Raw genomic sequence first — 19,656 nt, 5'->3', positions numbered from 1 at the left:
GTCGGTATGCCGTCCAGTACGAGCGTCAAAAGTGATCGGGGTCTCGACCGAAATCACCCTCTGCACCCCTCTCTCTCACGCGTGGCAGGTCATCATCTCCCCACCGTTGATGGCCGCCATGTCCGCGAACCCGGCGAACGGGTCCACGAAACCACCCTCGGGCACCCCGTCCAGCTCGGCGTACGCCCGGTGCAGATTGGCCACGAGCCGCTCGCTCTCCGGCAGCGCGGCGAACTCCCCGAGATCCGTGGCGCGTGCCGCCTCCAGTGGCGTGAGCCCCGCCGCACGGGACTTCTCGGCGACCTCGGCCACGAACCGGATGTACCGCTCGGCCCGGTCGAACGCCGAGGGATCCGTGACCGGCCCGTGCCCCGGTACGACGGTCTCGGCGCCCAGCCCGCGCAGCACCTCCAGCGCCCGCAGCGACCCGCTGAGCGAGCCCATCAGGGAGAACGGCGTGCCACCTTCGAAAACCAGGTCCCCGGTGAACAGCACCCGCCGATGCGGCAGCCACACCAGGGAGTCCCCCACAGTGTGCGAGACCCCGGGATGGATGACCTCGGCCTCGATGTCCCCGACGTGCACGGACATCCGGTCCCGGTACGTCAGATCCGCACCCGTGATCCGCACGTCCCCGAAATCGGTCTGCGGCCACAGCAGATGCAGATGCTGCCCGCTCGCCAGGGCCGGTGGCAGTCGGCATGCGAGACGATCGTGGCGGCCGGCGCGAAGAACCCGTTGCCGTACGTGTGGTCCCCGTGATGGTGCGTGTTGACCAGGAACCGGGGCTCCGGCACCCCGGTGGCCTTCAGCGCGGCACCCAGGGCCCGCGTCCGCCGCTCGGTCGCCGCCGTGTCCACGAGCAACGTGGTCGTCCCGTCGCTCACGAATCCCGAGTTGTTGAGGCACCATCCGCCGTCCGGCTGTACGTACGCGTACACATCGTCGGCCAGTTCGACCGTGTACGGCTCGCCTGCGGTCATCGCCACTCCCTGAAACGTCTGAATCGCCGCCGACTGGTGCTGTGAGCCTGCCAGTCGGCGACGATCCAGAGGAATCCGGGGTGGCTTCGAACTGCTGGTCGACCTGGCTCGACCTTACCGACCGCAGGAGCTCGTGTACCGGCTCTGAACTGCGACGACTCATGGACTACATGTCCGCGACGGGAAGTTGGGGCGAGGTCGGCGTCTACGCGCCCGGCTACCAGCTGATCGGTGACGACTCGGGCGGGCGAGGGTCCTATTGGCAGTCGACGTCCCGGAGTCACCGGTGTACGTCAGCGACCTGGGCGACCTGCACCCGCCGGGCTTCGAGGTCGCCGGCACTTCGATGGCGGCCTGGCTCGACGTACTTGCCGGCGGAGCGGCTGACTGAGGGGTCCGGGGCGGGTACAAGGGTATCCGTTTTGCGTGATGGTGAGGGTCAGTCGTCGAGTGGTTGTCGGCAATCCCGGCGAGGTGGACCCGCCTACGAGCCAGGATGCATCGCCGCGAAGCGGAGCGAATGTGCGCCAACCTGGCTGTGGCTTCTTGGGCAGGGGTGGTCGGATTCGGGCCGGCCGGGCCGCCTCACCCCCCCGGGAGGAGGCGGCCGGGAGGGGACTTGTCACATGCCCACGGGTATCACCGGTCCTTCAGCGGCGAGCTCAACGCCACGGGGCAAGGTGATACCAGACCTGGTAATTTCCGCCGTTGCAGGGGAGGGTGTATGCCTTCCCGTCGTAGTTGGCGTCGAGACACCGTCCGGTGGCCTTGTTGACGATGCGGTACACGTGGGTGTTGCGCTGCATCCGCTCGATCCATCGTGAACCGAGATCTTCGACCCGCCAGCGTTGGTAGTTGCCGTTGTTGCAGGTGAGGCCGTAGACCTTGCCGACGCCGTTGCTGTCGAGGCAGGTCCAGACCGCACTGTCCCGGACGATCTCGTAGTAGCCGCCCTCCTTCAGGTTGAACGCGAATTTATGACCGGGGACCGAGAAACCCTTGGTCCACGCCTCTTCTCCGTTACGGATATGCAGCGATTGGCCGGTCTGGTTGTTGTCCAGGTAATGCCAGCCCGATGGTGCGGCAGACGCCGGTGCCTGCGAGACCGCGAGCAGGATGGCGCTCAGGGCAGTGACGACGGTCGTGCGTCTGGTATGCGGTTTATTCATGAGAGTCTCCCGATTGAGATTGACGTGACTCGACCAGAGCGGAGTGACGAGACGGCAGCGGAGCGGGTTGTGTCAGCGCCACCCCGCAATCTGCCATGGCTCGTCGATGGCTCCGGTCCCGGAGCACCGGCGCTGCCATGTCTGGGCTCCTGGCCAGTGCAATCAGACTTCGATGACGCGAACTCGCGTTCACTGAGTGATCGTGTCGGTGATCTCCTCCGTCCATGGCCAGTGGCGGGCGAATCGCAGGCGCCGTTGGCGTGCGGTCGCGATGAGTCGGGCAGCGGCGGAGAACAGCCGAAGCCTCCCGCGGCAGCAGCGACCGGCAAGTCAAGGTCCGTGGCTTCCGGGTCGAGACAGCGTGACGGCGGTGGTGCCGGCCGGGCCGGCACCAGTCGCGGTCACCTCATCACCCCACCGCTCGCTCCCGGGCTGTTGGATCCAGGACCGGCCTTCGGAGACGGGTCGTGGTCTCGGACATAGACGGTGACTCGCGCCCCGTTGACATGGGTTGTTCCGTACTCGCGGAAGTGGCGCCGCAGGTTGCTTGTTTTCGCTTCCTCCTGCGGGTTGGTCGGCGAGTGCGCACCCGCCGCGCGGACCGCGACGATCCGGTCGAATTCCAGCATGCGTGCCGCAATATCCCGGGCGGGAAGCTCGACGCCCGCAAGTGTGTTCGACGAAACGGGATCCTGTGCCAGGGCGAGATCCGTCAGAAAACGGGTGTCCTCGGGGTTGGCCGCAGTCAAGATCCGGTGCCGGCCGGAGAGATAGAGCAGCCCGTCGCCGGGACGGCCTTCCTTGCGTACGGTGGCGCCGATGGCGGTGACGTCATTGCTCCGGCTCTGGGGCGCCCTCAGCGAAAGGCTCGGCGGGGCGAGCGCGGCCAGTACGGCAACCGCCGCGATCCACGCGTTGCGGGAAGACTGCCGCAGCCGGTGGAAGTAATCCATCCAGGCGCCCAGCAGCAAGGCGATTCCGATATTGCTGTAGAGCACATACCGGTCGACGAAAAGGGGCTTGACCAGTGAGGCGATCAGCAGCAGAAGGCCCGGAAGCACAAGAATCGGCACAGCCAGCACGGAAAGCCGCACGGGCCCCCTCACCCCCAGGGGCGCTCGGGCACACGCCACGCCCACGACCGCCACAACCAGGAAATAACGAAGCCGCACCGGTCCGCCGATCCAGGACACCTGCTCCGACTGCCCCGCACTACAGATCGCCAGCGGCAACAGCCCGGCCACAACCCCCGCGGCAGTCACACTCCACGCCCTCAGCACCGGTCGCGGAACGCGGGAGACGACCAGTGTGACGCCGTGTGCAACCAGGGCGAGGACCGCGAACTCATGGAGCAGACAGGCCAGCAGCATGGTGGAGCCATAGACCGCCCACCGCCACCGGGCGCGATGCGGGACGCTGACCACGAGCGCATAGGTGGCCCAGGTGACCAGGGCACAGACCATGGCATACGAGCGGCCTTCCTGCGCGTACTTCTGGACCTGGGGAAGGAGCGGAAACACCAGCCCGGCCAGCAGCCCGGCACGGGGTCCCGCCAGGCGTAGCGCCAGAAGCCCGACTCCGCTCGCCGCCACGGACATTGCCAGCACAGACGGCAGCCGCAACGTCAGCAGCCCTCCGCCGAAGAGACCGAAGATCTCATGCATCACGGCGTAGTAGAGGGCATGGACCAGATCAATATGCTGGGCGGTGTGCCATATCTGTGAAAGATCGCGGTGCGCGAGCTGATAGGTGACGGACTCGTCCCCCCACATAGTGTTCTGCCTGCGGATACCCCAGAGCCCCAGAGCGATGGTCAGCGACAAGGGCGCGATGACGACAACGGCTTTGGCCGGGCTCGGTGATTGTCGACGGGCGGGTACGGGAGGGGAAACCGTCCTGGCCACGGCGGGGCCACGTTCAGCAACGGACATCGGCGACAGGGCCTTTCAGCAGTGGCGAAGACGTTCCGCCAGCGTGCCCGGACCTCATTGACCGGATGCTGACCCAACCTGACCGGCCGATCAGGAAGGTGGGCCGGCGCTGTGCGAGGCTGCACCACATGCGCATCCTGGTGGTCGAAGACGAGGTGGACCTTGCCCACACCCTGCACACCGGTCTGACCGCCGAGGGCTACAGCGTCGACCTCGCCCATGACGGCCGGCAGGGGCTGTGGATGGCCCGGACCGGCGAATACGCCCTTGTCGTACTGGACTTGATGCTGCCCGGACTCAACGGCTACAAGGTCTGCGCCCAACTGCGCCGGGAGGGCAACGCGACCCCCATCCTGGTACTCACCGCCAAGGACGGGGACTGGGATCAGGCAGAGGCCCTGGACACGGGGGCCGACGACTACCTGGCCAAACCCTTCTCCTACATGGTGCTCGTCGCACGGCTGCGGGCCCTGGTCAGACGAGCCGCCACGGTCGCCCCGCCCGTCCTTGCCGTGGGCGACCTCTCGTTGGATGTCGCCAGCCGGGTCTGCCGCCGGGCCGGGACCCGGGTGGAACTCACACCCCGGGAGTTCGCCGTGCTGGAGCTGCTGGCCCGCCGGGCGGGCCAGGCGGTCTCCAAAACGGATCTGCTCTATCACGCGTGGCCCGACGAAGCCCAGGATCCCAACCTGGTGGAGGCGCGCGTCAGCGCCCTCCGCAAGAAGGTGGACGCCGCGTTCCACCGGCAGTCCCTGCAGACCGTACGGGGTACCGGCTACCGGCTGGTGGACGACCGTGAACGCGACTGCTGAGCCGCGACGCCGCTGGTGGCCGCGTTCGGTGCGAGCCCGCACGGCCCTGGCCGCCGCCTCGGCCGCCGCCGTCATCCTGGTCGGTATCGGCTGGTGGGTACACCGCGACGTCTACCGCGAGGGCACGCGGATCGCCGAAAAGCAAGCCGAGGAGCAGCTCTGGGCTCTCGCTGATCAGCTGAACGAGGGTGTGGTTCCCGTTCGCAGAAGCGCCGTGCCGTACGAGGTCGTCGCGACCGGCCGACGCACCGCTGTCGCCTACGGCGGAGGCATGGACGACTTCGATCCCGGCACCCGCCATGTGCTGCCCACCCCATCGGAGGCCACGGAGCCCGGGGGCTTGACGATCCGTCCCATCCGCATACCGGTGCGCCGCGACAACCCCAGGGACAGATTCGATATGGCCGGCGAGACCTACATGGTCATGTCCACCGATATCAGCGCCGATGAACTCAGCAGCGACAAAGTCGCCGCTCTGGGCGTCGCCGCCGACGCCAAGCTGCGGGTCTATGTGGTGGTGCTCCCGCACACAGCCGGGGCAATCACCAAGGCCACCGACCGCCTGCTGCTGCGGGCCGGGCTCGTCAGCCTCGTACTGATCGCCGTCGTCGCCTACTTCGCCGTCCGCATCGCGCTGCGGCCGGTCGAAGCCATCCGCGTCCTCACCGCCTCGGTCACCGCGAGCGACCCCCGCGAACGCGTCACCGTCCCCGCCACGGGACACGAGATCACCGCCCTGGCCACCACCATCAACACCACCCTCCAACGCCTCGACAACGCCGCCGCCCAGCAACGCCGCTTCGTCGCGGACGCCGCCCACGAACTACGCAGCCCCCTCACCACACTGCTGGCCAGCCTGGAAGTCGCGCTCGCCTACCCGGAACGCACCGACTGGCCCGCCGCAGCCACCACCGCCGCACGACAGACCCGCCGCCTCCACGCCCTCGCCGAAGACCTGCTGCTCCTCGCCCGCCTCGACACCCGCACCCCCATAGCCGGCCCCGAAACCGTCGACCTGACAGCCCTCGCCTCTCGGCTGACCGAGCAATACCCCCTCACCGAACGACCGTTGACCCTCACCTGCGACAGCACCGCCCCCGCACACGCACACGGAAACCCCGACGAATACGAACGGCTGCTGCGCAACCTCATCGACAACGCCGCCCGCCACGCCGCACACCGCATCCAGATCACCATCCGAAACCAGGACGCCTGGGTCGTCCTCACGGTGCACGACGACGGACCGGGCGTGCCCACCGAGGACGCCGAGCGCATCTTCGAACGCTTCGTCCGGCTCGACGACGCCCGCTCCCGCGACCACGGCGGCACCGGCCTGGGCCTCGCCATCGCCCGCGACCTGGCCCACCGCCACCAAGGCACCCTCACCCTCACCCCCCGGACCCTCGGAGCATGCTTCCAGCTACGCCTTCCCCGAGCCCCCACCCCAGCCGAGAAATGACGCGCTTCACCGCGGCAGCCCTTCGGAAACCGGAAGACCACCAGATGACCACGCCCACCGCCACTGCCGCAGAAACGATCATCCACTTCACCCGCCACCTGGCTGAGCCCGGCTGCTGTGGACCTCCACCGCCCGACCCGCGCGCGGCTCGGAGATCACCGCCTGCCGCCACGACGACCTGGTCGGCCGACTCCGCGCGGCCGGCCTCGCCGCGATCGCCGACCTCGGCTTCGTCGGCCTCGACGGTGGTGGCGACGACAGCAGCGACCCGGCGGTCATCACCGGCTACAAGAAGCCCAAGGGCAAGAAGCTCCCGCCCGCCAAGAAGCAGGTCAACCAGCTGATCGCCGCAGAACCAGCCGTCTGCGAACACGCCTTCGCACACCTGAAGAACTGGCGCGTACTGACCCGGATCCGCCTCGACGTGAAGTGGGCCACCCGGCTCGTCCGCGCGCTGATGGTCCTCAACTGGCACGAGATCGCCCGCTGACCGACGATCTTCACCGCAGACAGCCGCCGCCGACCAGCACGAGCATGACCTCACCCACCCATGCCACCCCCGTGACCTGCACGTTCAAGATGAACACAACTCACTCAAGGTTCGTTGGCGCGCTCTCAGCCTCCGATGGCACAGGACACCTGTCCTGTCTCAGCTGAGTCCGGGCACCTTGAGATCCGCCATATGCCGTTATGGCATCCTCGATATGCAGAGCGGTCTCTCTCAACTCCCTGAGAAACCAGGGCTTGCTGAGCCTGCCTGACCTCCGGCCTGCGCACCTCGTCGGCAGAAACGAATCAGTTGAACAGACGCAGCACCAGCCGGAAAACTGCCGTCGCTCCCCGCCAGACCCACTCGAACAGTCCTGCTGGCACGGCCACGTCGGCGGCGCCTTCGGCCGCGGTCGCCCGCCCCGCCCCCGAACCACACTCAGAGCAGGAACGGGGCCAACGGCGTTTTCGCGCACCGCACTTCTTGCACATCGTCATGACCCCATTCTCCCCTGCCGCCGCACCCCCGCGGATCGCCTCGTACACGGTGCAGGCGGTGCTGGCCGTGGAGACGTCCACGCGGCTCACACCTACCCGGACCAGCTCAACCGACCGGCCCGTCAGTCACAGAACGTCACAGATCACTGGATCTGAGACAGCTTCTAACCTTGACTCTGTCGGGGATCTTGGAGTTTCCCGGTGCGCCAGCATGATCAGCGGGCATGCTCGGGGCTGTTTCGCAGGCCGATGCAGTTGTCGAGGTGTCCGTTGTCGCTCCGTCCCCGTTCCGGTGAGCAAGTCCCGTCTCTGACCGCGCAGATCGCGCGGGCGAGCAACCCGGGCGGTACGACGGTGATGTGGGTGAGAGACCGCCTCGACGGGCTGTGGTGCGACAAGGACTTCGCGGGCTGGTACCCGCGCGACGGACGCCCCGGCATCTCGCCGGCCCAACTGGCCACCGTGTGTGTGCTGCAGTTCCTGCTCGGTCTGTCGGACCGGCAGGCGGCCGAGGCGGTGCGCTGCCGCATCGATTTCAAGTGCGCCCTGTCCATGGATCTGGACGATCCCGGCTTCCACCACAGCGTGCTGGCCGACTTCCGCGAGCGCCTCGCCCAGGACGACCGCGCCGACCGACTTCTCGATCTGGCGCCCGCCCGCCTGAAGGAAGCTGGCCTCGTGTGCGAGCGCACCACGCAGCGCACCGACTCCACCCACGTCCTGGCCGCGGTGCGCGACCTGACCCGGCTGGAGCTGGTCACCGAGGCCGTCCGCGCCGTCCTGGAGGAAGTGGCCTGCACCGCTGATCACCTGCTGACCGGTCTGGTCGACGAGGACCGGGGGCGCCGCTACGGCCGTCCGGTCCGCCTGGGCAAGAACCCCACCCGCCCCAAGACCAGGATCCTCGCCGCCGGCGACGACGCATGCCGACTGCTGGAACACCTCCACCGGCAGGGATCGGGCTACCGGCCTGGCCCGCAGGCCGAGGCGCTGCGGCAGATCACGTCGGCGATGTGATCCCACAAGAGGTCGCGCAGCCACCGCTGGGTGATGCAGGTCAGGTCGACGTAGCTGGAGCGGTGGGGGAAGCGCACCCCGAAGTGCTCGGTCTCGATGTAGCCGGCATCCCGGGTCTCGGAGGGAGTGAAGTAGATCTTCCGCAGGGCCTGTTGCATCTCCTGGACCATGCGCTGGTGGTAGGCGCGGCTGAAGACGGACGCATCCAGGCCGGCCAGGGACGCCACGTCGCGGCGCTGGCACTCGTCCGCGAGTGACTGCACCCACGTCAGATGCCACACGGCGACAGGCTGCAGGCCATGGACATACATGCCCCACTGCACCTCCGCCCGCACAAAGGCCGCAGCCCGCGCAGGTTGACCGTTCCCGTGCGGTGCACCGGCAGCTGTGCGCGGCACCAGGCGCGGAAGGCGACTTCGTCCTCACAGGTCACCGGGACAGGGCGATCACGGCGCTCGTAGGTCGCGAAGAAGTTCTTCGGCAGCTTCGCCCCGCCCGGCCGCCCGGCCCGGATGTAGCCGCGCTCGTGCGCACCGCACAACCCCAGCGGCGAGGCGGCCAGTTCGTCGCACACGTCCGCGCGGCACTCACCGTAGCCCGGCAGCGACGGCTGGTCGGCCAGCCACCGCCCGAACTCCGCCTCGTCCCCGCCTGGGTGTCGCTTCAGGTGGCCCAGCCAGCGGTTGCGGTGCCGGAAGCACAGCACCAACTGCAGGCTGAACGCCGGCCGCTGCGGGCAGATCCGGCACATCATCGCCTCCGGCATCTCCGTGGCCGGCAGCGGCTCCGCGGTCCGCAGGAACTGAGTCCGGCTCATCCCGCGCGCCTCCGCCTCCTGCCACTGCCCGGCGTGCACCGAACACATCGCGTAGCGCCGCCAGCGGGGCCGCGCGCAGTCGACGACCGTGCAGCTCCACGGATAGACCGGGTGCGTCGGCGGGATCTTCAGCACCCCGCCGCGCAGCACCGCATCGAACTCGGGCCCGTTGATCAGCGCGGTGAGCACATCCAGCCGGTCCCGCTGCGTGCGGATATCCTGCTGCGGCAGCAGCGATGGCGCCGTCACTTCGTCACACCCCAGACCGTGCGCAGGGCGGCGTCGAAGACCGGGTCGTGGACGTCGACATGTCCGTAGACCTCATCCACCATCGCGGCCGAGGCCCAGCCGACGGCGTCCCGGGCGATCAACACGTTGCCGTCGGCGGCGTCGAGAACCGCGGACGTGAACGAGTGCCGGAAGGCGTGGGGCTTCACCAGCCCCAGACCAGCGCGCTTCCCGGCCCGGCCGAGCATCCGCCGGGCCCCGACCGGCGCCCACGGCTGTCCGGTATCGGCGCCGTGCAACTGGACCAGGAGCATGCCGTGCCCGGTGCCGCGCGGGTACTCGGTGGTGATGTACTCGAAGTAGGTGTGCACCATCGCGGGGCTAACCCGTTTGATCAGCCCGCCGGTCACGATGCCGTGCTCGACCCGCCAGGGGGGCTTGCTCTTGTCCTCGGCCCGGTTCGGATTACCGGGCCGGTGGCAGACGTGCAGGTGAGGGGCGCGGCACTCGCCGCAGGCCGCGTTCTCGCGCAGATGCAGGTCGACCAGGTGCAGGCCGCAGAGCTCGCCGATGCGAAGCCCGCCGTCGGCGAGCCGGGTGACCACCAGCCGGTCCCGGGCGGCGTTCACCGTCTCCAGCAGCCGCTCCCGGGCGCCGTCCGGGAGCATCTTCGGATGCCGGCGGTGCGGCCCCTTCGGCGCCAGCGGGTTGGTGGGCAGCGACGACTTCACATGCCCGAGGAACGAACGGCGCCGGTCCACCCGCGACGGCAGCCGCGACTTATCGAGCTTCTTGCCGAGTTCGCCGTTGATGCCGAGGGAGGACTGATGCAGGTAGAAGCCCTTCAGGCAAGCCGCCGCGGTCGACAGCGCGGAGCGGCCGTAGGGGCGCTTGCCGACCCGCCACGGCTCGCCGAGCGGCATGCGGACCTCGGCACCGAGGATGCCCATGTACCGTTCCAGATCCCGCAGTTGGACTGCGGCGAAGGCCAAGCACTCTCGCTCCAGCCACCGCAGATGGTCCACCAACAGATACGCGTACGTCCTCTGCGTTCCCGAACCATCATGCAGACGCAGGAACCGGTCCGCCTCCGCATGGACCGTCCCCTCGGGCCACACGATCGTCCACGACCGCCGCCCCTCCTTCCGCTCGATCTGTTGGACCCTCAGGTCCCCGACCACCACGCGCCGTGCCACTCGTCCTCCGTACCGACTCCAGAACATGACAGACGTCCCGGACACGGTCGGTAAACAAGCCTGGGACGTGCTGGTCACAGTCCCAGACGGACATCACGGGCAGGACTACCTGCGGTCGGTAAATTCTCGGCCTGCTGCTCGGCCTAATGGTCGTCCCAGTGCCCGTTGTGCGCCGCGTGCCGGTGTCCGTCGTGCACATAGTCGAGGTGGTCCCCGTGCGTGACGGCCGGATGCCCGCACCCCTCGCCGTGCTCGTGGCCGTGCCCGTCGTGCGGGGCGTGGCCACTGGGCTCGCACTCGTCCCAGTGCCCGGAGTGCTCGCGGTGCAGGTGACCGTCGTGCGCGTAGTCGGTGTGGTCACCGTGCGGCACCGCGGTGTGTCCGCAGGCCGGGCCGTGGGTGTGGTCGTGGAGGGGGTGTTCGAGGTGCTGGGTGGTCATAGTGCTCACCTTCGGAGGTACGGGTGACGCTTTCCAGGCTAGTCATTGAAGGGGTTCTTTGCCCTTCATGCACCTTTATGTCCTCCTAGAGCACCAACACCGCACCGCACAACGCGAGGGCGATCGTGCAGAGGGCGGCCGCCGTGGCCTGCCGGGGTGAGAGGGCCGTGGGGCGGGGCGCGTCCAGAGCCCGCATCCGCAGGTGGGCGAGGACCAGGAAGCCGAGCAAGAGTGCGGCGGTCACGGCGCAGACCACGACTCCGGTCGCCGACAGTCCGTGGCGCAGTGCGGCCCTTCCGGCGAGTACGGCGGCGACGGTGCTGGTCAGCGTCGTACGCCGCCACGCGAGCCGCGTCCGCTCGGGCTGAAGCCCGGGGTCCCGCTCATGCGCCCGCGTGGTCACCCTTCCCACCCCCACAGCACGACGACGACCATGGCCACGGCGACGATCGCCACGACCAGGCTGAGCACCGCCGGAAAGCGGGACACGGGCAGGTCCTCGCCCCTCCGCATCGCCCGCTCGCACCGTACCCAGTGGTTGACGGCCCGCAGCGAACACAGGACTCCGGCCGCGAGCAGCGCCAGCGCCAGCCCTACCCGCCACCCCCACCGCAGGTCCGGCAGGAACTGGTCCACCGCGAAACCGCCGCCGATCAGGGCCAGCGCTGTGCGCAGCCAGGCCAGGAAGGTTCGCTCGTTCGCCAGCGAGAACCGGTAGTCCGGAGTCCTTCCTTCCTCCCGGATCGCCTGCGGTGCGAACCACAGCTGGATGTTTCGCACGAATTCGATCACGTGTAGGACCTTAGAGCCTGTCGTCGAACTCCCGCCCACCCGGACTCAGACCACGCCGCGCCCCCGGTACGCCTTCAGCCGCTCGTACGCCGCCAGCCCGTCCGGCACCCACTCCCACTCGCCGAGCCGCCGCTCGACCTCCCCCTCCGGCAGGAACTCGTGCCAGGCAACCTCCTCCACCTGCGGGTTCACCGGAAGCTCGCAGCGGACCTCGTACACGGCGGACCACCAGCTCCGGCCCGCGCCGTCGTCGTACAGGAATGTGAAGAGGGGGACGGGCCGAGGGAGCCCGGAGACGCCGAGTTCCTCCTCGGCCTCCCGCAGCGCCGCCTCGTCGTAGGACTCTCCCGCGCCCACGACCCCGCCGACGAACATGTCGTACAGCGACGGGAAGACCAGTTTCGTCGGCGTCCGGCGGTGGACGAAGACCCGCCCCTGTGCGTCCCGGGCCTGGATGAACACGCACCGGTGCCGCAGCCCCCGCGCATACGCCTCCCCGCGCGGGGCCTGCCCGATGACCCGGTCGTTCTCGTCCACGATGTCGAGGATCTCGTCTGCGGAGCTCATGCCCCCATCCAAGCAGCCCCCGGTCCAGGCAGCCCGTCCAAGCAGTCCCCGACCCGGGCCCATTGAGGGTCGCTGAGACACAACTGACGTGCCACGAGCAGTTGACTAGGTCACTCTTCTGCCCAAGGATCTGATCTCGAACCTGACCGGCCGGTAATAACGCATAACCATGCGTGTCGAGAGGACAGCCCCATGGCGTACGACGCAGATGTGATCGTGATCGGGGCAGGCCTCGCGGGCCTCGCGGCGACCGCGGAACTCGTCGACGCGGGCCGGAAGGTGATCCTTCTCGACCAGGAGCCGGAGCAGTCGATCGGCGGGCAGGCCTTCTGGTCCTTCGGCGGGCTCTTCTTCGTGAACTCGCCCGAACAGCGCCGTATGCGGATCAAGGACAGCCACGCGCTCGCCCTCCAGGACTGGATGGGCACGGCCGCCTTCGACCGCCGGGAGGACCACTGGCCGCGCAAGTGGGCCGAGGCGTACGTGGACTTCGCGGCCGGCGAGAAGCGCGCGTGGCTGCACCAGCAGGGCGTGCGGTTCTTCCCGGTCGTCGGCTGGGCCGAGCGCGGCGGCTACGACGCCAACGGGCACGGCAACTCCGTACCCCGCTTCCACATCACGTGGGGGACCGGCCCCGGCCTCGTCGAGCCCTTCGAGCGAAGAGTCCGGGCCGGGGTCGCCCGCGGACTCGTCCAGCTGAAGTTCCGGCACCGGGTCACCGGCCTGTCCCGCAGCGCGGGCGCCGTCGACACCGTCACCGGCGAGATCCTCGAACCGTCGGACATCGAGCGCGGCCAACCCAGCAACCGCAATGTCACCGGCGCCTTCGAGCTCAAGGCCCAGGCGGTGATCGTCACGTCGGGCGGCATCGGAGGCAACCACGACCTCGTCCGCGCCAACTGGCCGGAGCGGCTGGGCAATCCGCCGGAGCGCATGGTCTCCGGCGTTCCCGCCCACGTCGACGGCAAGATGCTCGCCATCGCCGAGGAGGCGGGCGCCCACCTGATCAACCGCGACCGTATGTGGCACTACACCGAGGGCATCCAGAACTGGAACCCCATCTGGGACAACCACGGCATCCGCGTCCTGCCGGGCCCGTCCTCCCTCTGGCTGGACGCCCGTGGCAAGCGGCTGCCCGTGCCGCTCTTCCCCGGCTTCGACACCCTCGGCACGCTCGAACACATCATGCAGACCGGGTACGAGTACACGTGGTTCGTGCTCGACCAGAAGATCATCGGCAAGGAGTTCGCGCTCTCGGGCTCCGAGCAGAACCCCGACCTGACCGGCAAGTCCATCAAGGACGTCATCGGGCGGGCGCGCGCCGACGTCCCCGGCCCGGTCAAGGCGTTCATGGACAACGGCGTCGACTTCGTCGTCGAGAAGGACCTCGGCTCCCTCGTGCGCGGCATGAACGCCCTCACCAAGGAACCCCTCATCGACGAGGCCGAGCTGCGCCGCGAGATCGTCGCCCGCGACCGCGAGATCGCCAACCCCTTCACCAAGGACCTCCAGGTCATGGCCATCCGGGGCGCCCGCAACTACCTCGGCGACAAGCTGATCCGCACCGCCACCCCGCACCGCATCCTCGACCCCAAGGCCGGCCCCCTCATCGCCGTACGCCTGAACATCCTCACCCGCAAGACCCTCGGCGGCCTGGAGACGGACCTCTCCTCACGCGTGCTCACCGAGGGCGGCGACCCGTTGGAGGGCGTGTACGCGGCGGGCGAGGCGGCCGGCTTCGGCGGCGGCGGCGTCCACGGCTACCGGTCCCTGGAGGGCACGTTCCTCGGCGGCTGCCTGTTCTCCGGCCGTACGGCGGGCCGGGCGGCGGCCAGGGCGGTGGACTGAGCACGCGGGCCGACCGGTACCGAGCACGCGGGCCGACTGGTTACGGAATCCTGACGTACACCCGCCGCCCCTGGCCCGACCGGGGTCGCGGGTGTTCGAATCAATACGTGAATCCTGAACACCCCGGAGAGCGGGCGGAGCGCGGAGCCCCGGTGGGCCGCCGGGTCCTCCTCGGCACGCTCGGCCTCGGCGCGCTCGGCGTGGTCGCCGCGCCCACCCTTCAGCGTGGCCTGGAGTCCTTCCTCGGCGCGGCGGCCGACAAGGACCCCACCGGCCTGACCGGACTGCTCCCCAACGGCGGCGGCTTCCGCTACTACTCGGTGGCCACGTCCGTCCCCCACAAGAACGCCACGAACTACCGCCTCACCATCGGCGGCCTGGTCGACCGCCCCACCTCGTACACCCTGGACGAACTGCGCGCCCTGCCCCAGACCCGGCTCGTGCGCGACGTCCAGTGCGTGACGGGCTGGCGGGTGCCGGGCACGCCGTTCGAAGGGGTACGGCTGTCCCGGCTGCTGGACGCGGCGGGGGTGCGCCCGGCGGCCGGAGCTGTACGGTTCACGTGCTTCGACGGGACGTACACCGAGAGCCTCACCCTGGAACAGGCCCGCCGCGCGGACGTCATGGTCGCCCTGCGCATGCAGGACGAGGATCTGAGCCACAGTCACGGCGGCCCGGTCCGCCTCTATGTGGCCCCCATGTACTTCTACAAGTCGGCCAAGTGGCTCTCCGGCATCGAGCTGACGGAAAAGGTCGAGCCCGGCTACTGGGAGAACCGGGGCTACGACATCGACGCCTGGGTCGGTAAGTCGAACGGACGGGACGATGAACCCACGAGTTGACGCCCCGCCGGATTCGCCGGAGGCATCCCCGGTCTCGGCCCGCGTCCGGCGCTTCACGCGCGCGGAGCGCTGGATCCACCGCACGACCGCAGCCCTGATGGGGGTCTGCCTGGTGACGGCGGCCTGCCTGTACATCCCGTCCCTCGCCGAACTCGTCGGCCGCCGGGCCCTGGTGGTCACGCTCCACAAGTGGACGGGCCTGCTCCTGCCGGTCCCGGTCCTCGCGGGCCTCGTCTCCCGCGCCTTCCGGTCCGACCTGGGGCACTTCAACCGCTGGGGCGAGCACGACCGCGTCTGGCTCCGCAAGGCCCTGCGCCGCGTTCCCGGCCCCCGCCCCGCGGCCAAGTTCAACGCCGGCCAGAAGCTCTACGCCGCCTGGATGGCCGGTGCCACCCTGGTCATGCTCGGCACGGGGCTGATGATGTGGTTCACCCACCTCACCCCTCTGGTGTGGCGCACCAGCGCGACATTCGTCCATGACTGGCTGGCCCTGACGATTGGTATCATCCTCGCCGGGCACATCGGCATGGCCCTGGGCGATCCGGAGGCCAGGCGAGGGCTGCGGACGGGGTCCGTGAGCAGGGAGTGGGCCGACAAGGAGCACTCCTTGTGGCGGCCGTAGCGCCGTGAGGGGCCGACGCCGGTCCACGGACGGCGTCGTGGCCGAACGTCGCTGTGGCGGAATCAAGAAGAGAAGCTCGTGGGGCGACTGCGGCACAGGAAGCGGCCGTCGCAGCGGGAAGGCGCATGGAGTCGCCTTCCGAAGGACTCGCGATCACGAGCCGTCCCACTCTTCCCGTCACAGCGGCGCTCGGCCACGACGGCGCCGTCGTACTTCTGGCTGTCCCCTGGCTGTCCTCTGGCCGGTCCCTAGATGATCAGCGAGAGGAGCAGGACCACACCGCCCGCGACGACCGAGATGATCGTCTCCATGACGGACCAGGTCTTGATGGTCTGGCCGACGGTCAGGCCGAAGTACTCCTTCACCAGCCAGAATCCGGCGTCGTTGACATGGCTGAAGAAGAGCGAGCCGGCGCCGATGGCGAGGACGAGGAGAGCGGCGTGCGTGGTCGACATGTCGGCCGCGAGCGGGGCGACCAGACCGGCCGCCGAGACCGTCGCCACGGTCGCCGAACCGGTCGCAAGCCGGATCGCCACCGCGATCAGCCAGGCCAGCAGCAGCGCCGGTATCGCCCAGTCCTCGGAGATGTCCAGGATCATCCGGCCCACGCCGACGTCGATCAGCGTCTGCTTGAAGCCGCCGCCCGCGCCGACGATCAGCAGGATGCCCGCGATGGGCGCGAGCCCCTTCTCGACGAGCCCCGAGACCCGCTCCTTGCCGAAGCCGGCGGGCCGCAGCAGCGTGAAGATGCCGACGAGTACGGCGGCGAGCAGGGCGATCAGCGGGGAGCCGATGACGTCGAAGACCCGCTGCACGGTGTCCTCGGGGTCGTCGATGACGATGTCGACCAGCGCCTTGGACAGCATCAGGATGACCGGCAGAAGGATGGTGATCAGCGTGGCGCCGAAGCCCGGCCGCTTCTCCAGTTCATCGGAGTTGCGCTGGGGGATCATGCGTTCCGGGGCCGGCACGTCCACCCAGCGGGCCGCGTACCGGGAGTACAGCGGACCGGCGATGATCACCGTCGGTATGGCGACGAGGACACCGAGCGCCAGCGTCACCCCGAGGTCGGCCTCCACCGCGTCGATCGCGACCAGCGGGCCGGGGTGCGGCGGGACCAGACCGTGCATCACGGACAGGCCCGCGAGCGCCGGGATGCCGATGCGCATCAGGGAGTAGTTGCCGCGCTTGGCGACCATCAGCACGACCGGGATCAGCAGGACGACGCCGACCTCGAAGAACAGCGGCAGACCGATCACCGAGGCGATCAGCACCATCGCCCACGGCATCGAACGGCCGCCCGCCTTCGCCAGGATCGTGTCGACGATCTCGTCGCCGCCGCCGGAGTCGGCGAGCATCTTGCCGAGGACCGCGCCCAGCGCGATCAGCACGCCCACGCCGGCGACCGTGGACCCGAGCCCGCCGCTGAAACTGGCGATGACCTCGTCGAGCGGCGCCCCGGTGAACGCGCCGAGCGCCAGTGAGCCGATGGTCAGCGCCAGAAAGGCGTGGAGCTTGTACTTGGTGATGAGCAGGACGATGACGGCGATGCCCGCCAGCACTGCGATGCCCAGTTGAGCGTGTCCCGCCGAGGTGATCGGCTCGACGGGGTCCGCCGCCAGCATCTCGACGCTGAGTCTGGTCACGGTGATTCCCTTGCGTGTACGGGGATTGGGGGAGGGGAGGGCGTGGGGCGCGCGGAGCCGTGATCGGCTCCCGAGTCGCTTACACGGAGGGGCGGTTGATCTCCCCGAGCGCGGCCACGGCCCGCTCGGCGATCTCCTCGGGGGTGCCCGAGATGTCGACGGGGACGCCCGGCTCGTCGCTCTCCAGCGGCTGGAGCGTGGCGAACTGCGAGTCCAGGAGCGCCGTCGGCATGAAGTGCCCCTGCCGGTGCGCTATCCGGTCCTCGATGAGTTCGCGGTCACCGGTGAGGTGCACGAAGACCAGACCGGGCGCGGCGGCCCGCAGCCGGTCCCGGTAACTCCGCTTCAGCGCCGAGCAGCTGACCACCCCGCCGAGTCCGGCCCGGTCGTGCGCCCAGGTGCCGATGGCGTCCAGCCACGGCCACCGGTCCGCGTCGTCCAGCGGTTCTCCGGCCGACATCTTGGCGATGTTGGCCTCGGGGTGGAAGTCGTCGCCCTCGGCGTAGGGAACGCCGAGCCTGGCCGCGAGCAGGGGGCCGACCGTGGTCTTCCCGGTGCCCGCCACGCCCATCACCACGACGACAAGGGGGGTGCTCATCAATGCCTCTCTGTCCTCGTCGACATGCGGCGCCCCATGACCCGGGGCGCCGACGACGACACTGAAACCTATTAGGTACGACAAATTCAAGAGCCTGACACTTATAAGTCTGACTTTTTCTCCTCGCGGGTCCCCTCGTAGGCTGAGTTCCATGAGCACACCGGGCCGGGGGCTGCACGGCCGAGTACTGGAGAGCCTCGGGCCGGCGATCACCGCGGGTGAGTACCCGCCGGGCAGCGTGCTGCGCACGGACGAACTGGCGCAGCGCTTCGAGGTGTCGCGCTCCGTGATGCGTGAGGCCGTCCGTGTGCTGGAGTCCATGCACCTGGTGGAGTCCCGCCGCCGGGTCGGCGTGACGGTCCGCCCGTCCGCCGAGTGGAACGTCTACGACCCCGAGGTCATCCGCTGGCGCCTCGCCGGTGCCGACCGTCCGCGCCAGCTGCGCTCGCTCACCGTGCTCCGCTCGGCGGTCGAACCGGTCGCGGCGGGGCTCGCGGCCCGCAACGCCACGGCCGAGCAGTGCGCCGAACTCACCGAGTGCGCCATCGGCATGGTGGAGAACTCACGTGGCCATCGGCTGGAGGGGTATCTCGTCCACGACATCGCCTTCCACCGGGTGATCCTCAACGCGTCGGGCAACGAGATGTTCGCGCGGCTCGGTGACGTCGTCGCCGAGGTCCTCGCGGGCCGCACCCACCACGAGGTCATGTTCGAGGACCCCGACCCGGCCGCCGTCACCCTGCACGTCCAGGTCGCGGAGGCGGTGCGCGAGCGCGACGCGGGCCGCGCCGAGCGGCTCACCCGCGAGATCACGGTCGGCGCGCTCCAGGAGCTGGACATCCTGGCGCCCAACGGTCAGTCCACGCCTACGGTCGGCTGACCGGGGCTACGGCTGCGGCTACGGCGGAATACGGATTCGGCTGACTACGGCCTACGACTGGCCACGCCTACGACTGGCCACGCCTACGACTGGCCACGCCTACGACTGGCCACGCCTACGACCGGCCACGGCCGACTACGGCTACGGCCGACTACGGCAGAAACTCCCCGTCGACGTACACCCACGCCCCCTCCACCCGCTCGAACCGGCTCCGCTCGTGCAGTGTGCCGCCCCGGAACGAGGCCCGGAAGGTCACGGTCCCCGTGGAGTGGAACGCCGTGCCGTCCCCCGTATCCAGGATCTCCAGCCCGGTCCACTTCATCCCGGGATCGAAGTCGACCCGCGCGGGCCGCGTTCGCGGATGCCACGTGCGCAACAGGTATGCCTCGTCCCGTTTCACGAAAGCGCTGTAGCGCGAGCGCATCAGTGTCTCGGCGGTCGGTGCGGTCCCGTCACCCCCATGAAATCGGCCACAGCATGTCTCGTACGTCTTCGCAAGACCGCAAGGGCAGGAGGGGTTGTGCGCGGGAACCGAGGGGGTGACAGGGCGCTGGCGTCGGGGTTTGGCAGGGCGTCGGGACATGCCTCCCATTGTGAGGCAACACCGCCTGTGCGAGAGCTGTGAATCATCCGCTCCGACACGCGCACATCGTGTGCGAGTCATGTTCCGCCCCCTTCATGGAACCTCCCTCTCGGCTGGCGCGAACATGCCTTGCTGGAGCAACTTCCCAGTCACCAAGGTGGGTCGAGCACTTGAGCATCAGGAGTCACAAGCGCGTTGCTTGACCCGGACGGCCGTCCGCCCGGGCGCTGACGGGGGAA

Annotated in this window: 20 protein-coding genes and 1 pseudogene; 8 read left to right on the top strand and 13 right to left on the bottom strand. The window is 69.1% G+C overall.

Going from position 1 to position 19,656, the window contains the following annotated elements:
* Positions 1–75: 75 nt before the first annotated feature.
* From ACWD3C_RS31780 to ACWD3C_RS31770, 3 genes and pseudogenes are all read right to left on the bottom strand, one after another.
* Positions 76–983 (bottom strand): annotated as a pseudogene (locus ACWD3C_RS31780) (MBL fold metallo-hydrolase).
* A gap of 662 nt (positions 984–1,645) precedes the next feature.
* Positions 1,646–2,152 (bottom strand): RICIN domain-containing protein, encoded by a 507-nt coding sequence (locus ACWD3C_RS31775; RefSeq protein ID WP_451149625.1) that lies wholly within the window; start codon positions 2,150–2,152, stop codon positions 1,646–1,648.
* 401 nt (positions 2,153–2,553) lie between these two features.
* Entirely contained in the window at positions 2,554–4,083 is a 1,530-nt protein-coding gene (locus ACWD3C_RS31770) for a glycosyltransferase family 39 protein (protein ID WP_451149624.1), read from the bottom strand.
* A 128-nt stretch (positions 4,084–4,211) separates the two neighbouring features.
* Between ACWD3C_RS31770 and ACWD3C_RS31765 the strand changes: the two genes are divergently transcribed.
* The 4 genes from ACWD3C_RS31765 (at position 4,212) to ACWD3C_RS31750 (ending at position 8,358) form a co-directional block, all read left to right on the top strand.
* Positions 4,212–4,895 carry a response regulator transcription factor gene (locus ACWD3C_RS31765; RefSeq protein WP_451149623.1) on the top strand — a complete coding sequence of 228 codons (684 nt, stop codon included), beginning with the start codon at positions 4,212–4,214 and terminating at the stop codon, positions 4,893–4,895.
* The gene (locus tag ACWD3C_RS31760) at positions 4,879–6,354 is read left to right on the top strand and encodes a sensor histidine kinase (protein ID WP_451149622.1); all 1,476 of its coding nucleotides are present in this window, start codon (positions 4,879–4,881) and stop codon (positions 6,352–6,354) included. Before ACWD3C_RS31765 ends, ACWD3C_RS31760 begins: the two co-directional genes overlap by 17 nt.
* 112 nt (positions 6,355–6,466) lie before the next feature.
* Positions 6,467–6,844, top strand: a complete 378-nt coding sequence (locus ACWD3C_RS31755; RefSeq protein WP_451149639.1) for a transposase family protein — start codon at positions 6,467–6,469, stop codon at positions 6,842–6,844.
* Between the two features lie 767 nt (positions 6,845–7,611).
* On the top strand, positions 7,612–8,358 hold the full coding sequence (locus tag ACWD3C_RS31750) for a transposase (RefSeq protein WP_451149621.1): 747 nt from the start codon (positions 7,612–7,614) through the stop codon (positions 8,356–8,358).
* Here ACWD3C_RS31750 and ACWD3C_RS31745 read toward each other — a convergent pair.
* The 7 genes from ACWD3C_RS31745 to ACWD3C_RS31715 form a co-directional block, all read right to left on the bottom strand.
* Positions 8,304–8,639, bottom strand: coding sequence for a hypothetical protein (locus tag ACWD3C_RS31745; RefSeq protein ID WP_451149620.1), 336 nt, complete (start codon positions 8,637–8,639; stop codon positions 8,304–8,306). The genes ACWD3C_RS31750 and ACWD3C_RS31745 overlap by 55 nt on opposite strands.
* Positions 8,627–9,424 (bottom strand): hypothetical protein, encoded by a 798-nt coding sequence (locus tag ACWD3C_RS31740; protein ID WP_451149619.1) that lies wholly within the window; start codon positions 9,422–9,424, stop codon positions 8,627–8,629. Before ACWD3C_RS31740 ends, ACWD3C_RS31745 begins: the two co-directional genes overlap by 13 nt.
* A complete protein-coding gene (locus ACWD3C_RS31735) occupies positions 9,421–10,599 on the bottom strand; it encodes a tyrosine-type recombinase/integrase (protein ID WP_451149618.1) in 1,179 nt (392 codons plus the stop codon). The genes ACWD3C_RS31740 and ACWD3C_RS31735 overlap by 4 nt, the downstream gene beginning before the upstream one ends.
* A 143-nt stretch (positions 10,600–10,742) precedes the next feature.
* Positions 10,743–11,039: a hypothetical protein gene (locus ACWD3C_RS31730; protein ID WP_451149617.1), complete on the bottom strand. Its 297-nt coding sequence runs from the start codon at positions 11,037–11,039 to the stop codon at positions 10,743–10,745.
* 85 nt (positions 11,040–11,124) lie between these two features.
* A complete protein-coding gene (locus ACWD3C_RS31725; RefSeq protein ID WP_451149616.1) occupies positions 11,125–11,442 on the bottom strand; it encodes a DUF202 domain-containing protein in 318 nt (105 codons plus the stop codon).
* On the bottom strand, positions 11,439–11,831 hold the full coding sequence (locus ACWD3C_RS31720; protein ID WP_451149615.1) for a YidH family protein: 393 nt from the start codon (positions 11,829–11,831) through the stop codon (positions 11,439–11,441). The genes ACWD3C_RS31725 and ACWD3C_RS31720 overlap by 4 nt, the downstream gene beginning before the upstream one ends.
* Before the next feature lie 45 nt (positions 11,832–11,876).
* Entirely contained in the window at positions 11,877–12,398 is a 522-nt protein-coding gene (locus ACWD3C_RS31715) for an NUDIX domain-containing protein (protein WP_451149614.1), read from the bottom strand.
* Between the two features lie 192 nt (positions 12,399–12,590).
* Here ACWD3C_RS31715 and ACWD3C_RS31710 point away from each other — a divergent pair, with 192 nt between their 5' ends.
* The 3 genes from ACWD3C_RS31710 to ACWD3C_RS31700 all read left to right on the top strand — a co-directional run bounded on the left by ACWD3C_RS31710 (position 12,591) and on the right by ACWD3C_RS31700 (position 15,710).
* Entirely contained in the window at positions 12,591–14,246 is a 1,656-nt protein-coding gene (locus tag ACWD3C_RS31710; RefSeq protein WP_451149613.1) for an FAD-binding dehydrogenase, read from the top strand.
* A 107-nt stretch (positions 14,247–14,353) separates the two neighbouring features.
* Positions 14,354–15,088, top strand: a complete 735-nt coding sequence (locus ACWD3C_RS31705; RefSeq protein ID WP_451149612.1) for a molybdopterin-dependent oxidoreductase — start codon at positions 14,354–14,356, stop codon at positions 15,086–15,088.
* Complete coding sequence (locus ACWD3C_RS31700) at positions 15,072–15,710, top strand: cytochrome b/b6 domain-containing protein (protein WP_451149611.1); 639 nt, start codon at positions 15,072–15,074, stop codon at positions 15,708–15,710. Before ACWD3C_RS31705 ends, ACWD3C_RS31700 begins: the two co-directional genes overlap by 17 nt.
* Before the next feature lie 248 nt (positions 15,711–15,958).
* Here ACWD3C_RS31700 and ACWD3C_RS31695 read toward each other — a convergent pair whose 3' ends face one another.
* Both ACWD3C_RS31695 and ACWD3C_RS31690 read right to left on the bottom strand, forming a co-directional pair.
* Positions 15,959–17,356, bottom strand: a complete 1,398-nt coding sequence (locus tag ACWD3C_RS31695) for a GntP family permease (protein WP_451149610.1) — start codon at positions 17,354–17,356, stop codon at positions 15,959–15,961.
* Between the two features lie 79 nt (positions 17,357–17,435).
* Positions 17,436–17,954: a gluconokinase gene (locus ACWD3C_RS31690; RefSeq protein WP_451149609.1), complete on the bottom strand. Its 519-nt coding sequence runs from the start codon at positions 17,952–17,954 to the stop codon at positions 17,436–17,438.
* Positions 17,955–18,105: 151 nt separating this feature from the next.
* Here ACWD3C_RS31690 and ACWD3C_RS31685 point away from each other — a divergent pair, with 151 nt between their 5' ends.
* Positions 18,106–18,834 carry a FadR/GntR family transcriptional regulator gene (locus ACWD3C_RS31685; RefSeq protein WP_451149608.1) on the top strand — a complete coding sequence of 243 codons (729 nt, stop codon included), beginning with the start codon at positions 18,106–18,108 and terminating at the stop codon, positions 18,832–18,834.
* Positions 18,835–18,985: 151 nt separating this feature from the next.
* On the opposite strand, the gene ACWD3C_RS31680 is transcribed toward ACWD3C_RS31685, so the two are convergent.
* Positions 18,986–19,426, bottom strand: a complete 441-nt coding sequence (locus tag ACWD3C_RS31680) for a YchJ family metal-binding protein (protein ID WP_451149607.1) — start codon at positions 19,424–19,426, stop codon at positions 18,986–18,988.
* Positions 19,427–19,656 lie beyond the last annotated feature (230 nt).

It is taken from the genome of Streptomyces sp. NPDC002845 (assembly GCF_053591955.1).
This window is presented reverse-complemented; position numbering and strand designations above follow the sequence as displayed.

Excerpts from the sequence above, each read along its gene's own strand:
- ACWD3C_RS31775 (WP_451149625.1), bottom strand. The coding sequence starts at position 2,152 with ATGAATAAACCGCATACCAGACGCACGACCGTCGTCACTGCCCTGAGC.
- ACWD3C_RS31770 (WP_451149624.1), bottom strand. The coding sequence starts at position 4,083 with ATGTCCGTTGCTGAACGTGGCCCCGCCGTGGCCAGGACGGTTTCCCCT.
- ACWD3C_RS31765 (WP_451149623.1), top strand. The coding sequence starts at position 4,212 with ATGCGCATCCTGGTGGTCGAAGACGAGGTGGACCTTGCCCACACCCTG.
- ACWD3C_RS31730 (WP_451149617.1), bottom strand. The coding sequence starts at position 11,039 with ATGACCACCCAGCACCTCGAACACCCCCTCCACGACCACACCCACGGC.
- ACWD3C_RS31715 (WP_451149614.1), bottom strand. The coding sequence starts at position 12,398 with ATGAGCTCCGCAGACGAGATCCTCGACATCGTGGACGAGAACGACCGG.
- ACWD3C_RS31710 (WP_451149613.1), top strand. The coding sequence starts at position 12,591 with ATGGCGTACGACGCAGATGTGATCGTGATCGGGGCAGGCCTCGCGGGC.
- ACWD3C_RS31700 (WP_451149611.1), top strand. The coding sequence starts at position 15,072 with ATGAACCCACGAGTTGACGCCCCGCCGGATTCGCCGGAGGCATCCCCG.
- ACWD3C_RS31690 (WP_451149609.1), bottom strand. The coding sequence starts at position 17,954 with ATGAGCACCCCCCTTGTCGTCGTGGTGATGGGCGTGGCGGGCACCGGG.
- ACWD3C_RS31685 (WP_451149608.1), top strand. The coding sequence starts at position 18,106 with ATGAGCACACCGGGCCGGGGGCTGCACGGCCGAGTACTGGAGAGCCTC.
- ACWD3C_RS31680 (WP_451149607.1), bottom strand. The coding sequence starts at position 19,426 with ATGGGAGGCATGTCCCGACGCCCTGCCAAACCCCGACGCCAGCGCCCT.